This window comes from Nonomuraea sp. NPDC050394 (assembly GCF_044459065.1).
Classification (GTDB): domain Bacteria; phylum Actinomycetota; class Actinomycetes; order Streptosporangiales; family Streptosporangiaceae; genus Nonomuraea.
Genome location: NZ_JBITIO010000002.1, coordinates 563,351 through 576,654, shown reverse-complemented (window position 1 = coordinate 576,654; position 13,304 = coordinate 563,351). Strand labels below are relative to the sequence as shown.

The window sequence follows — 13,304 nt, the reverse complement described above, 5'->3', positions numbered from 1 at the left end:
CCTCTAGGAACCGGGCATGGATGTACTTCAGGTCGTCGCATAGATCATGTCCCTCCGTCACGACCGAGGCCAGATCGTCACCGCATTCCGTCCGCCACCCCTTGCCGAAGAATGCTGTCCTGGCGGGGACGAGACGGCCGGACGCGGTGGGCACATGGAGGACGAGATCGTCCGGGATGTTGCTGCCCTTCACGCTTCGGTGTACCTGGAAGACGAAGCGCAGCACCTGACGATGTATCTCGTCGGACGAGTTGTTCTGAAGCTCACGCCGGACGTGGCTGAGCAGTCCCTGCACATTGAACTGGTGCACGAGCCCGTTCTTGCGAAGGAACCGACGGGCTTCCTCGTGGTGTGGCTCGCTTTGCCCGTTGGCCACCTGCAGCTTCTCATGTGTATAGAACAGCCGTTTTTCAGCGTCCGCGGAACGGTGACCCCAGCGAGGTTGGTCAGGTCGGCGGAGGTTGGATGGAAGAAGGCTTGATGGCGGTAGGCATCAGCGGCCGCATCGGACGCGGTGCCGTTGAAATGCCGCAGCTCGCCATCCTCGGACAGCAGCAGGCGACGTCCCCTGAGGAGCCCGGCCTCATGTTGGTGGAACAGATGATAGAGATCGACGTAAAGATCGTCCCACTGCAGGGGCTGCTCACCGTTCCGTGGACGGGGGAGGCGGGCGGCGATCTGCTCGGCATGGTGGGCGAGAGTCTCAGGGGACGGCGCCAGCCTCAGCTCGAAGCAATGGACAAGCCGGTTCAGCCGTCGCGCTCCCAAGGCCGTATCCACGACGGAGGAGCCGACGGCACAGGCCGCTTCCGCTGTCAGAACTCGCAGATCACTACGCGGCCACCGGATAGTCTGGTGCGGAGTCCCCCAGGACTGGCCGTGCGAATGGCGATCAAGGATGGGCACCAGAGGGACGTCCTCGACGCAGGCCCCGTGGACCCGCTGCACATTGTCCCGGACAAGCGCCGCAAGATCCCCCTGCCATGCGATCAGATCGATGGCCACGCGTCGTGACAGAGGGGTCTGCTGCTGCCGCAGATGGACCGCCGCGAGCAGGCAGGTCTCCGCCACGGTGGTCAGGAGCATCCTGTTCAGAGGGTGTGTCTCGTCCAGCGCGGTGCGATCCACCTTGGTGAAGAACGGCGCGTTCAGATGACCCAGGAGCGGGGAGGCGGCATGCTCTCCGAGCGGTAGGAACGTGTAGAGGCGTCCGCTGACGGCCTCGGCGGTGACGGGAATCGCGATCTCCACGACGGCGGGCTCGGCCCAGTCCTGCCAGGACTCGTCCAAATCTCCGGCGGCTACGGCCCGGTCGACCACGTCGGTCAGCTGAGCCGGGGGAACCACACCGCGGACCATGGTGTAGCGGCCGAACTCGCCGAGGTCGGCCTCTGCCATAGACACCTCGGGAAGATCCGCGTCCTTCTGGGCTCCGGTGACGTGGCCGAAAGGGCGTTCCTGGCGGGAGAGCCTCTTCGTATCGGCGCGACCGTCGCGGGTGCGGAGTTCAAGCGTCAGACTCTCCAGACGGTTGAGGAAGAGCATGACGGGCACTTCGGCCGTGGCCATTTCTTCCCACAGCCGCAGCGCTGTCACGCGGGCATCGTCGCTCTTCAGCGGAAGCCGGATGATGGTGACATGTCCCGCTTCGGCGAGCGTTTCACAAGGGAGTGGGAGATCCGCGATCGGGTACGGCACTTGGAAGTCAGGCAGCTCAGCATGCGCGAGTGCGCCGAGATCTGCGTCTCCGAGCAGGTCGACGAGGTCGGGGAGAGTGGCGAAGCGGAAGCGGTAGCCGTCAAGCAGGCCCAGGGAGGAGCTGAAGATCTCAGGAGCGTTGGTGAGCTCAAGGACGCTGCGGAAGCCGACGCCCTTGTTGCCGATCCCCTCGCCCACCTTCTTCTCGCTCATTGCGAACTTGCAGACGGCCATGACCCGATCCCGGGTGAACGGGGTGCCGCCGTTGGCCACGAACAGGGTTCCGTGCTCGCCGTCCGTCTCGTCCAGCAGAATGTGGACGCGGCCGTCGGTACGGTCGCCTGGATGCGCGTCGTGCGCGTTCTGTAGTAGCTCCAGCAGTGACCATGCACGATAGTCTCGCGCGGTCGCCCGGCTCGCGTTCCGGAGTTGCTGAGCGAAGTTGGCGATCCGGCTGTTTTGCCAGTCCTGAAGGACCGAGCGCGCGTACTCGAGAAGTTCGGCGGTGTGCGCACCCTTGCCAGGAGCTGGTGTCGTGATGGCCAAAGTCATCTCTTCGCCCTCGTGTTTCGTCCTGAGATGGCGACACGCTAACTGGTGATCCCGACAGTTTCTGGGTTTCCCGCGTGCCGGTTGACACGGAAACTGCGGTGAGATGTCCTCGCGAAGGGCGCTGTTCGCACCAGGGTGTATTACGTGAGTCCGGTCATCTCGGCCTCACCTTTTGACGTTCGGAGGCCACGCGTCCCGGCTGGGCTCGGGGTGATTGCACAGGGTGACAATGGTGCTTGAGGCCATCAGGCGGGTCGTCGTGCGGTGGGTGGTGGGAAACTGGCGGGGTGAGTGACGACGACCGCCTTGGCCCGCCCGTGACCAGCACCTCCATCATCGTGCTGACCCTGGCGCGGCGGGTCGAGAATGAGCTGACGGCCGCTCTGGCCCCGCTCGATCTGACGGTCAGGCGGCTTGGGCTGCTGGGGCACATCACCGGGGTGCCCGGGGCGTCGTTCAGTGATCTGGCGCGTATGCAGGGGGTCACCGTGCAGAGTGTGCACGCGGCGGTGAAGTCGCTGGAGGCGGCGGGGCTGGTGCGCGACCATACGGCTCGTGCGGGCTCGGCCTCGGCGATCGAGGTGACGCCGGATGGTGTGAACCTGCTGCGCGCGGCTAGGAAGGCGGTGGCCGAGGCGGACGAGCGCCTGTTCGGGCCGGACGCCGATCCGGTCCAGCGCCGCGTCGGCCAGGCCGTTCTCGCCGCCTTCCTGGCCGCCGCACCCGACTTCCCGGCTCGGGCACCCGACCTCCCGCGCTGAGGAGCACATCTTCCGGTCGAAAGATCGAAGGACACAACCAAGCCGGCCCCAACCTTCAGGCTGACTGAAGTATGCCCTAAGCTTCAGCCACACTGAAGGTTGGAGGAGGAGACATGCTGGAACATGTCCTGCTGTCGGTGCATGTGCTGGCCGCCATCGTGTTCGTCGGCGGATCGGCCGTGGCGACGAGCCTGTTCCCCCGGTACGCGCCCGCCCCGGCGGGCGAGGGCCGCAGCCGGTCGGTGGCCGTCGCGCTGCACCGCGTCACCCGCGGGTACGCCGCCTTCGGCCTCGTGGTCCCGCTCGCCGGGATGATCCTGGCCGGAGTCCAGGGCCGGATGGGTGAGATCTGGATCATCGTGTCGATGGTCCTGACCGCCGCCGCGGCCCTGCTGCTCATCACCCAGATCTACCCGCGCCAGCGCGACGCCCTGGCCGACCAGGGCGAAGGCGACCCGGCGCGGCTGCGGCAACTGTCGATGTTCGCCGGCGTCTACAACCTGGCGTGGGCGATCGTCGTGGTCCTGATGATCGTACGGCCCGGCTCCGGGCAGGCGGCGTGACGCGCCTCCTGCGGTTCGCCTCGGCCGTGGAGCTGCTCTCACTGGCGGTCCTGCTCACGAACCTGTTCACGGTGCACGCCAAGGTCATCACGACGTTCGGCGGCCCGCTGCACGGCATCTCCTACGTGACCGTCATCGCCGCCGCCTCCCTCGCCCCGTCCACGGGCCTGCGAGGGACCATGTGGCGCGCCTTCGTCCCCGGCGTCGGCGGCCTGCTCGCCCTGCGCCACCTGCGTGCGGAGAGGATCCGGCATGGAAGCGTATGACGGCCTGCCGTTCCCCGGGAGTGCCCTCGCGATCGAGGCCGTGCGCCACGCCCGTGCCATCGAGAGCCCGGCGATCTTCAACCACAGCATGCGCACCTACCTGTACGGCCGCTTCACCGGCGAGACGCAGGGCGTGCTGCCGGGCCGCGACTACGATGACGAGCTGTTCTTCCTGGCCTGCGTACTGCACGACGTGGGGCTCAGCGAGCCGGGCAACGGTCAGCGGAGCTTCGAGATCGACGGCGCGGACCTGGCCGCGAACTGGCTCGTCGGGCGCGGCGTGCCGCAGGACAGGGCCGAGGTCGTCTGGGACGCCGTCGCCCTGCACCTCAGCCCCGCGATCGCCCTGCGCAAGCGCCCCGAGATCGCGCTGGTGACCGCCGGCGCCGGGTACGACATCGGCGGGGACGGCCCCCCGCTGCCCGCCGGCTACGCCGAGCGCGTCCACGCGGTGCTGCCGCGGCTGCGCGCCGCCGCCGTCCTGCACGACGAGATCCTCGCCCAGGCGCTCGCCGACCCGCGCAAGGCGCCGCCGTTCAGCCTTCCCGGTGAGCTGGTACGGCAGGCCACCGGCCAGACGTGGCCCACGTGGCGTGAGATGGCCGGTTGGGGCGACTACGACGGCCTCCCGGCCCCGACCTCCTAGAAGATACGACGGCCTCCGGGCCCGATTTCCTACAAAAAGCGGAAAAAACCGTGATGTGGTGGATCATGGCCTCCGTGGACTTCGCGGGGGTATTCGACATCCATCTGACCGTCGCGCCAGGTGACGACGTGGAACGGCTGGACGCCTGGGCGGCGGGCAACCAGGCCACCCTGACCCACGTCGTGCTGGCGCGCGGCGCCGTCACCTGCCAGCCGACGCTGACGCTCGCCGGCCGCGGCACCCTGCCCGAGCAGCGTGCCGCCGCCGCGACGTGCGCGGCGGGGCTGCGGGAGGCGGGGTTCCGCGTGGTCAGGGTGAAGATCGAGGCGGCGCCGTGGAACCGGGACGTGCCCTGGACCGCCGCCGCGGCCGCGAAGCTCGACGGCTGCTACTTCGAGCACCACGTCACGGTGATCGACCCCGCGCGCACGGAGAAACTGGCCGAGATCGCCCAGCGGCACTCCGCGCACCTGTCGCGCAACGCCCGGCGGGTACGCCCAGACGGCTCGGCCGAGCGGTATGTGACCCAGCGGTGCCGGGGCGTCGGCCTGTCCGTGGCGGGGCACCGGCTCGACGCGCTGGTACGGGCGCTGGGCGCGGGCGGCTTCGCCGTACTGGAGGCCGAGCGTGAGTTCGTCGTGCACGACGACAACCCCGGCATCGACCGCGGCTGGATCGAGGAGGCTCAGCCGCGGGCGGACAGGTAGGCGTCCAAGGCGGCGGCGCCGCCGAGCATGGCCAGGCCCCGGGCCGACAGCCGCTCGCGCCAGCCCGACAGCGCGGCCTCCAGCGGGGCGATGCCGCCCGCCGCGCGGACCTGGGTGAGCAGGGGGGCGATCTGCTCCAGCAGGTAGCCGCCGCGTCTGAGCTGGTGGGCGAACTGGGCGTCGCGCACGTCGGCGGAGGCGTAGACGCGGTAGCCGGTGCGCGGGTCGCGACCCGGGCGCAGGATGCCGGCTTGTTCCCATTTGCGGAGCGTGGCGGGGCGCACGCCCAGCCTGCGGGCCAGCGGGCCGATGTGGGTGACGCCGTGCTCGGCCGGGGTGGGGGCCAGGTCCCGCAGCGCGTTCTCGACCGCGGTCAGCGTGCGGCGGTCCTCCAGGAGCTGGGCGTGGCTCTCGTCGATGAGCCGCAGGGCCTCCTCCAGCGCGTCCTCGTTGATCGCGCGAAGGACCGCGGTGGCGGTGTGGTGCCCGTGCGCGGGGGCCAGGGCGACGAACGCGCGCAGTGCCTGCGCGTGCAGCGGGGTATAGGCCCGGTACCCGCTCGGCGTGCGCGCGGCCCGCGGGAGGATTCCCGCCTCTTCATAATTGCGTACGGCCTGCGAGGAGATGCCATGCTCGCGGGCCAGGTCGATCGGGCGGAGCTGCCTCATGAGTTGAAGGTTACGGCCTCGCCGTACCGGATGAAATCTCCAGAGCTTCAACAGAAGGTTCAACGATACCGTTGAAGCATGGAAGATGTCACGTGGGCGGACGCGCGGGACCTGGGCGCGGCCGTGCTGAAGCTGGCCGGGACGCGCACACGGCTGCTGGGCCTGGGGGAGCCCACGCACGGCGTCGAGGTCTTCCCCCGGCTGCGCAACGAGCTGTTCCGGTATCTGGTCGAGCACGCCGGGTACCGCTCGGTCACCGTCGAGAGCGACTGCCTGAAGGGGCTGGTCGTGGACGACTACGTGGCGGGCGGCGACGGCGACCTCGACGAGGTCATGCGCGAGGGGTTCAGCCACGGGCTCGGCGGGTCGGCCGCTGGGCGGGAGCTCGTGGCCTGGATGCGGGACTACAACCGCGGCCGCGGCGAGGAGGATCGGCTGCGCTTCCACGGGTTCGACGCGCCGATGGAGCTGAGCGGCGCGGCCAGTCCCCGCGACGCGCTCCTGCGGCTGCACGCGGCGCTGGCCGCCCACCTGCGGCTGCCGTGGGACGTGGCGGATTTCGCGGCGCTGTTCGGGCCGGACGAGCGCTGGGACAACCTGGACGCGATGATGGACCCCGCGCGCTCTATCGGGCGTTCCGGCGACGCGGTACGGCTGCGCCTGCTCGCCGGCGACCTGACCGGCTACCTCGACGCCGAGGCTCCCCGGCTGGCCCGTGCGTCCGGGCGGGACTGGTGGCGGGCCCGCCTGTACGGCAGGACGGCGACCGGCCTGCTGCGCTACCACGCGGCGATGGCCGACGACACCCCCGACCGGCTGCCGCGGCTGACGGGGCTGCGCGACGCCATGATGGCCGACAACCTGCTGGCGATCGCCGAGCACGAGGCCCGCCGCGGCCCGACGCTCGTCTACGCCCACAACCGGCACCTGCAACGCGAGCTCAGCACCATGCGGCTGGGTGAGACTCCGGTGGAGTGGTGGAGCGCGGGGGCGATCACGCAGGCGCGGCTGGGCGGCGGCTACGCCTTCCTCGCCACCGGAGCCGGCCACTGGCCGGGTATGGAACCGCCGGGGCCGGACACGCTCGAAGGCATCCTGTCCGCCGTGCCCGGGGACCGCCTGGTCGTGGACGCCAGGGCGCTGGCGGCGACGGGCGTGAAGCCGGTGCCCCGGATCAGCACCGACCACCGCTACATCCCGCTGGAGCCGGACCACGATGCCGAGGGGATCGTCTTCATCAAGAATGCGGGCTAGCTGTTCGACAATCCCGAACAAGCGCTATCGTCGGCACCGTGGGAGAGACGATCCAGTCGGTCGAGCGGGCCGCGGCCATCCTCAGGCTCCTGGCCGCGGGGCCGCGCCAGCTGGGCGTGGCCGAGCTGGCCAGGGCCACGGCCCTGCCCAAGGGCACCCTCCACGGCATCCTGCGCACCCTCGTGCACGTCGGCTTCGTCGAGCAGGACGCCGCCACCGGCAAGTACCGGCTCGGCGCGACCCTGCTCCACCTGGGCAGCAGCTACCTCGACGTCAACGAACTGCGCGGCCGCTCGCTCAACTGGGCCGACGGCCTGGCCGGGCGCAGCAGGGAGAGCGTGTGGATCGGCACCCTGCACGAGGGCCAGGTCCTGGTGATCCACCACGTCTTCCGGCCGGATGACAGCATGCAGGTGCTGCTGGTGGGCGCGTACCTGCCGGCCCGCACCACCGCGCTCGGCAAGGTCCTGCTGGCCCACGACCCCTACGAGGAGTCCGACGACGACGAGCTCGACCTGGTCAGATCCCAGGGCTGGGCCGCCGAGCTGGAGGAGCTGGAGGAGGGCGAGGTCTCCGTCGCCGCGCCCATCAAGGATCCCAGCGGCGTCGTCGTGGGGGCCATCGGCATCCGCGGCGCCGTTGAGCGTCTGACCAGGGACGGCGCGCTGGACATGCGCTACGTCTCCTACGTGCGCGACGCCGCCCGCGCCATCACCCGCGATCTGGCCCGTTGAAACATCCCTCCGGAACCCATACGATTCCCCCGAGCGTTCGGCATTGTCGAACATCGTGGAAAGAGGCTTCCCCGTGTACGCAGCCGCCATCGACCAGGGCACCACCTCCAGCCGGTGCATCGTGTTCGACCACGACGGCAACATCATCTCCGTCGCCCAGCGCGAGCACCGCCAGATCTTCCCCCGCCCCGGCTGGGTGGAGCACGACGCCGCCGAGATCTGGGCGGCGGTCCAGGGCGTGCTGGCCGAGGCGGTCGACGGGCTGGAGATCGCCGCGCTCGGCATCACCAACCAGCGCGAGACCGCCGTGCTGTGGGACCGGCGGACGGGCGAGCCGGTCTGCCCGGCGATCGTCTGGCAGGACACCCGCACCGACGAGCTCATCGCCGGGATGGACGGCGAGATCTTCCGCGAGCGGGCGGGGCTGCCGCTGACCACGTACTTCTCCGGGCCCAAGGTGCGCTGGATGCTCGACCGGGGGCTGCGCGAGCGGGCCGAGCGGGGCGAGATCCTGTTCGGGACGGTGGACAGCTGGCTCATCTGGAAGCTGACCGGCCGGCACGTCACCGACGTGACGAACGCCAGCCGTACGCTGATGATGAACATCCACACGCTGGCCTGGGACGACGAACTGCTCGCCGCGCTCGGCGTGCCCCGGGCGATCCTCCCCGAGATCCGGCCGTCGTCCGAGGTCTACGGGCACTTCCGTGGCATCCCGGTCGCCGCCGCGCTCGGCGACCAGCAGGCCGCCCTGTTCGGGCAGACCTGCTTCGAGCCGGGCGAGACCAAGTCCACCTACGGCTCGGGCAGCTTCCTGCTGATGAACACCGGCGCCAAGCCCGTCGTCTCCCGGCACGGCCTGCTCACCACCGTCGGCTACCAGCTCGGCGACGGCCCCGCCACCTACGCGCTCGAAGGCGCCATCGCCGTCACCGGCTCCCTCGTGCAGTGGCTGCGCGACAACCTCGGCCTGATCTCCAGCGCCGCCGAGATCGAGACCCTCGCCAAGACGGTCGACGACAACGGCGGCTGCTACTTCGTGCCCGCCTTCTCCGGCCTGTTCGCGCCCCACTGGCGCGGCGACGCGCGCGGGGTCATCGCCGGGCTGACGGCGTTCGTCAACAAGGGGCACCTGGCGCGGGCCGTACTGGAGGCGACGGCCTTCCAGACCCGTGAGGTCGTCGAGGCGATGAACGCCGACGCCGGGCTCGCGCTGAGCGGCCTGCGCGTGGACGGCGGCATGACCGCCGACAACCTGCTCATGCAGACCCTCGCCGACGTGCTCGACGTGCCGGTCATCAGGCCGGTGGTCGCCGAGACCACCGCGCTCGGCGCCGCCTACGCCGCGGGCCTGGCCACCGGCTACTGGGACGGCCTCGCGACCCTGCGCGCCAACTGGCACAAGGCGGCCGAGTGGCGGCCAAGGATCGATCCCGGCCGGCGCGAGCGCGAATATCGCGACTGGAACAAGGCCGTCGCCCGCACGCTCGACTGGGTGGAGAAGTCATGATGATCGTCACGGGAGCCGGCCGCGAGCAGACGCGGGAGGAGCTCTCCAGGGCCGTGTTCGACCTGCTCGTCATCGGCGGCGGCATCCTGGGCACCTCCGTCACCTGGATGGCCGCCCAGGCGGGGCTGCGCGTGGCCATGGTGGACGCGGGCGACTTCGCGGGCGCCACCTCCAGCGCGTCGTCGAAGCTGGTGCACGGCGGCCTGCGCTACCTGCAGACGGGAAACCTCAAGCTCGTCGCCGAGAACCATCGCGAACGCCGCGCCCTGGCCGCCGACATCGCCCCGCACCTGGTCAAGCCGCTCGACTTCGTCGTACCCGTGTACAAGGGCGGGCCGCACGGCGCGGCCAAGCTGGGCGCGGGCGTGTTCCTGTACTCGGCGCTGTCGGCCGCGCTCGGCCGGATCGTCGGCCCGCGCAAGGCCCAGGAACTGGTGCCGGAGCTGCGCATGGACGGCCTGCGCGCCGCCGCCGTCTACGGCGACCACCAGATGAACGACAGCCGCGTCGCGGTGATGACCGTGCGCGCGGCGGTGGAGGCGGGCGCGGTCGTGCTCAACCACGCCGAGGTGGCCGGGCTGCGCTTCAGCCGGGGCAGTGTGTGCGGGGCGGAGCTGCGCGACCGGCTCGACGGCACGGAGTTCGGCGTCCAGGCCCACCTGGTGCTCAACGCCACCGGCCCCTGGGTGGACGAACTGCGCGCGATGGAGGACGCCGCCGCCGAGCCCAGCATCCGGCTGTCCAAGGGCGCGCACGTGGTCATGCGCCGGCGCGAGCCCTGGAAGGCCGCGCTGACCACGCCGATCGACAAGTACCGCGTGTCCTTCGCCATCCCGTGGGAGGACCACCTGCTGCTGGGCACCACCGACGAGGAGTACACCGGCGACCCCGGGCAGGTACGCGCCACCGACGCCGACGTGGACCAGATCCTCGACGAGGCCGGCCACGCGGTCACCGGGCTGTCCAGGCAGGACATCACCTACACCTTCGCCGGGCTGCGCGTGCTGCCCGGCGGGCCCGGCCGGGTCACGGCGGCCAAGCGGGAGACCGTCCTGACCTACGGCAGGGGCGGCATGCTGTCGGTGGCCGGCGGCAAGTGGACGACCTACCGGCACATCGGCAGGCACGTGTTCGAGACCCTGTCGAAGGTGCTGGGCGGCGACCACGCCAAGGTGCTGCCGGCCGTACCGCTGCCGGGGATGGCCAGTCCCGACGCGGTCGCGATGCGGTTGTTCACCGACCGCGAGCCGGACGCGCGGATGGACCCGCTGATCGCCCGCCACCTCGCCACGCACTACGGCTCGCTCGCCTTCGACCTGGCCCGGCTGATCCAGCAGGACCCGGTGCTGGGCGAGCGCATCCATCCGGACGGGCCCGACATCTGGGCGCAGGTCGTCTACGCGCGCGAGCGTGAGTGGGCGGCGACCGTCGACGACGTCGTACGGCGCCGCACCACCCTCACGATCCGCGGCCTGGACACCCCCGGGATCCGCGACCGGGTCTCAGCCCTTCTCCGCGGCTGAGGCGGCCATCAGTTCCTTCTCCTCGCGGGTGGCGATCAGCCCGGCCGGTTCGACGAGCTTGGACTCCACGAACGGCTCCTCGGTGTCCGGCAGCGGCTCGGGCGACCTGATCGCCCGCACCCAGACGCGGATCGCGTCCAGCAGCACGATGATGATGAGCACCGCGAACAACGCCGCCAGGATCCCGTCGACGGTCGAGTTGACGACGATCTGCCGCATGGCCTCGGGCGTCTTGGCCGGGGCCAGGACCTGCCCCTGGTCGATCGCCGCCTGGAAGCGGTTGCGCTGGGCGAAGAAGCCGAGCCCGGGATCGGCGGAGAAGACCTTCTGGTAGCTGGCCGTCAGCGTCACCGCCACGTCCCAGGCGAGGGGCACACCGGTCACCCACGCCCATTTCAGCCGGCCGCTCTTGATGAGCAGCGTGGTCGCCACGGTCAGCGCCACCGCCGCCAGCAACTGGTTGGCGATGCCGAACAGCGGGAAGAGCTGGTTGATGCCGCCGAGCGGATCGTTGACGCCCTGGTAGAGGAAGTAGCCCCAGGCCGCCACGACCACCGCGCTGGTCCCGACGAGTCCGGGCCACCAGCTGACCCGGCCGATCGGCTTCCACACGTTGCCGAGCGTGTCCTGCAGCATGAAGCGCCCGACGCGGGTCCCGGCGTCGACGGTGGTGAGGATGAACAGCGCCTCGAACATGATCGCGAAGTGGTACCAGAACGCCTGCAGCCCCGGCCCGCCGATGAAGTCGGAGAAGATCTGCGACAAGCCGACCGCCAGCGTCGGCGCACCTCCCGTCCGGGCGATGAGCGTCTCTTCCTGTACGGCCTGCGCCGCCGCCTGGAGCTGTTCGGGAGTGATGACGAAGCCCATGTTCGACACCGCCTCGGCGGCCGTCTGGACCGTGGCGCCGACGACCCCGGCGGGCGAGTTCATGGCGAAGTACAGCCCGGGGCTCAGGATGCAGGCAGCGGTGATGGCCATGACCGCCACGAACGACTCCATCAGCATGGAGCCGTAGCCGATCATCCGGACCTGGGTCTCCTTCTGGATCATCTTGGGCGTGGTACCCGAGGAGATCAGGGAGTGGAAGCCCGACAGCGCCCCGCAGGCGATGATGATGAAGACGAACGGGAACAGCGACCCGGCGAAGACCGGGCCCTTGCCGTTGAAGGCGAAGTCGGTGAACGCCGTCGTCCGCATCACCGGCATGGTGATCGCGACGCCGATCGCGAGCAGCACGATCGTGCCGATCTTCATGAAGGTCGACAGGTAGTCGCGGGGCGCGAGCAGCATCCAGACCGGCAGCACGGCGGCGACGAAGCCGTAGGCGATCAGCCACAGCGACAGCGCCGACGGGCTGAGCGTGAACGTCTCCGCCCAGCTCGACTCCTGCACCCAGCCGCCGGCGACGATCGCCAGCAGCAGCAGGCCGACGCCGATGACCGTCGTCTCGACGACCCGGCCCGGCCGTAGCTTGCGCAGGTAGAAGCCCATGAAGAAGGCGATCGGGATGGTCATCGCGATCGAGAAGGTTCCCCAGGGCGAACGTGCCAGCGCGCCCACGACGACCAGCGCGAGCACCGCCAGCAGGATGATCATGATGGCGAAGACCGCGATCAGCGCGGCGGCGCCGCCGATCGGGCCGATCTCGTCGCGGGCCATCTGCCCGAGGCTCTTGCCGTTGCGGCGCATGGAGAAGAACAGGATCACCATGTCCTGGACGGCGCCGGCGAAGATGACGCCGGCGACGATCCAGATCGTGCCGGGCAGGTAGCCCATCTGCGCGGCCAGCACCGGCCCGACCAGCGGTCCGGCCCCGGCGATGGCGGCGAAGTGGTGGCCGAACAGGATGCGCCGGTCGGTCGGGTGGTAGTCGATGCCGTTGTTGAGCCGCTCGGCCGGCGTGGCGCGCCGGGCGTCGGCGCCGAGCACGCGACGCAGGATGAAGCGGGCGTAGAAGCGGTAGGCGATGGCGTAGGAGCCCAGCGCCGCGGCCAGCAGCCAGATCGCGTTGACGTTCTCGCCCCGCGACAGGGCCAGGACGGCCCAGCCGACGGCGCCGACGACGGCGACGGCTGTCCAGATGAGTATGGATCGCAGTTTCACCGGACGGTCCCTCCTAGGCAGGGGAGGTCGGTCGTGAAGCGCCGCCAGCGCCCCCACGTGTGGCAGTCGATCGTGACCGCGTGCCCGGCGAGACGCATCCAGGCGACGGGGAGAGCGAAGGCGGGATCGTCGCCGAGTTGCCGTGCGCGGCGGGGGAGCCGGGCCCGGCGTACCGGCCGGGCCGAGAACTCTCCGTCGTGCGCGCAGCACACGCCGATGCCGTGCCACTCGAAGAAGATCACCTCATCCGGGCGCAGCGCGTCTCGCGCCGCGGCGGTGAGTGTGATCGAGAACATCCCTCACTCCTGTTGCAGGA

The 13,304-nt window shown here is 70.3% G+C and carries 13 protein-coding genes; 9 read left to right on the top strand and 4 right to left on the bottom strand.

All coding sequences use genetic code 11. The features are described from left to right. Positions 1–189: 189 nt before the first annotated feature. Complete coding sequence (locus ACIBKY_RS10725; protein ID WP_397096242.1) at positions 190–2,250, bottom strand: sacsin N-terminal ATP-binding-like domain-containing protein; 2,061 nt, start codon at positions 2,248–2,250, stop codon at positions 190–192. A gap of 287 nt (positions 2,251–2,537) precedes the next feature. On the opposite strand from ACIBKY_RS10725, the gene ACIBKY_RS10720 reads away from it, so the two are divergent. The 5 genes from ACIBKY_RS10720 to ACIBKY_RS10700 all read left to right on the top strand — a co-directional run bounded on the left by ACIBKY_RS10720 (position 2,538) and on the right by ACIBKY_RS10700 (position 5,193). Continuing rightward, the gene (locus tag ACIBKY_RS10720) at positions 2,538–3,011 is read left to right on the top strand and encodes a MarR family winged helix-turn-helix transcriptional regulator (protein ID WP_397096240.1); all 474 of its coding nucleotides are present in this window, start codon (positions 2,538–2,540) and stop codon (positions 3,009–3,011) included. A gap of 116 nt (positions 3,012–3,127) precedes the next feature. Then, positions 3,128–3,574 carry a hypothetical protein gene (locus ACIBKY_RS10715; protein WP_379617996.1) on the top strand — a complete coding sequence of 149 codons (447 nt, stop codon included), beginning with the start codon at positions 3,128–3,130 and terminating at the stop codon, positions 3,572–3,574. After that, positions 3,571–3,840, top strand: coding sequence for a hypothetical protein (locus ACIBKY_RS10710; RefSeq protein ID WP_397096238.1), 270 nt, complete (start codon positions 3,571–3,573; stop codon positions 3,838–3,840). The genes ACIBKY_RS10715 and ACIBKY_RS10710 overlap by 4 nt, the downstream gene beginning before the upstream one ends. Next, a complete protein-coding gene (locus ACIBKY_RS10705; protein WP_397096237.1) occupies positions 3,827–4,486 on the top strand; it encodes an HD domain-containing protein in 660 nt (219 codons plus the stop codon). Before ACIBKY_RS10710 ends, ACIBKY_RS10705 begins: the two co-directional genes overlap by 14 nt. Before the next feature lie 65 nt (positions 4,487–4,551). After that, positions 4,552–5,193, top strand: a complete 642-nt coding sequence (locus tag ACIBKY_RS10700) for a hypothetical protein (protein ID WP_397096235.1) — start codon at positions 4,552–4,554, stop codon at positions 5,191–5,193. On the opposite strand, the gene ACIBKY_RS10695 is transcribed toward ACIBKY_RS10700, so the two are convergent. Further along, positions 5,172–5,861: a TioE family transcriptional regulator gene (locus tag ACIBKY_RS10695; protein WP_397096233.1), complete on the bottom strand. Its 690-nt coding sequence runs from the start codon at positions 5,859–5,861 to the stop codon at positions 5,172–5,174. The genes ACIBKY_RS10700 and ACIBKY_RS10695 overlap by 22 nt on opposite strands. Before the next feature lie 78 nt (positions 5,862–5,939). Here ACIBKY_RS10695 and ACIBKY_RS10690 point away from each other — a divergent pair, with 78 nt between their 5' ends. The 4 genes from ACIBKY_RS10690 to ACIBKY_RS10675 all read left to right on the top strand — a co-directional run bounded on the left by ACIBKY_RS10690 (position 5,940) and on the right by ACIBKY_RS10675 (position 10,882). After that, the gene (locus ACIBKY_RS10690) at positions 5,940–7,115 is read left to right on the top strand and encodes an erythromycin esterase family protein (protein ID WP_397096231.1); all 1,176 of its coding nucleotides are present in this window, start codon (positions 5,940–5,942) and stop codon (positions 7,113–7,115) included. Positions 7,116–7,153: 38 nt separating this feature from the next. After that, positions 7,154–7,849, top strand: a complete 696-nt coding sequence (locus ACIBKY_RS10685) for an IclR family transcriptional regulator (RefSeq protein WP_397096229.1) — start codon at positions 7,154–7,156, stop codon at positions 7,847–7,849. A 73-nt stretch (positions 7,850–7,922) separates the two neighbouring features. Then, positions 7,923–9,359 (top strand): glycerol kinase GlpK, encoded by a 1,437-nt coding sequence (glpK, locus tag ACIBKY_RS10680; RefSeq protein ID WP_397096227.1) that lies wholly within the window; start codon positions 7,923–7,925, stop codon positions 9,357–9,359. Then, on the top strand, positions 9,356–10,882 hold the full coding sequence (locus ACIBKY_RS10675) for a glycerol-3-phosphate dehydrogenase/oxidase (RefSeq protein WP_397096226.1): 1,527 nt from the start codon (positions 9,356–9,358) through the stop codon (positions 10,880–10,882). The genes glpK and ACIBKY_RS10675 overlap by 4 nt, the downstream gene beginning before the upstream one ends. On the opposite strand, the gene ACIBKY_RS10670 is transcribed toward ACIBKY_RS10675, so the two are convergent. Both ACIBKY_RS10670 and ACIBKY_RS10665 read right to left on the bottom strand, forming a co-directional pair. After that, a complete protein-coding gene (locus tag ACIBKY_RS10670; RefSeq protein WP_397096224.1) occupies positions 10,862–12,988 on the bottom strand; it encodes a carbon starvation CstA family protein in 2,127 nt (708 codons plus the stop codon). The two genes, ACIBKY_RS10675 and ACIBKY_RS10670, sit on opposite strands and share 21 nt — an antisense overlap. Continuing rightward, positions 12,985–13,284 (bottom strand): hypothetical protein, encoded by a 300-nt coding sequence (locus tag ACIBKY_RS10665; protein ID WP_397096222.1) that lies wholly within the window; start codon positions 13,282–13,284, stop codon positions 12,985–12,987. Before ACIBKY_RS10665 ends, ACIBKY_RS10670 begins: the two co-directional genes overlap by 4 nt. Positions 13,285–13,304 lie beyond the last annotated feature (20 nt).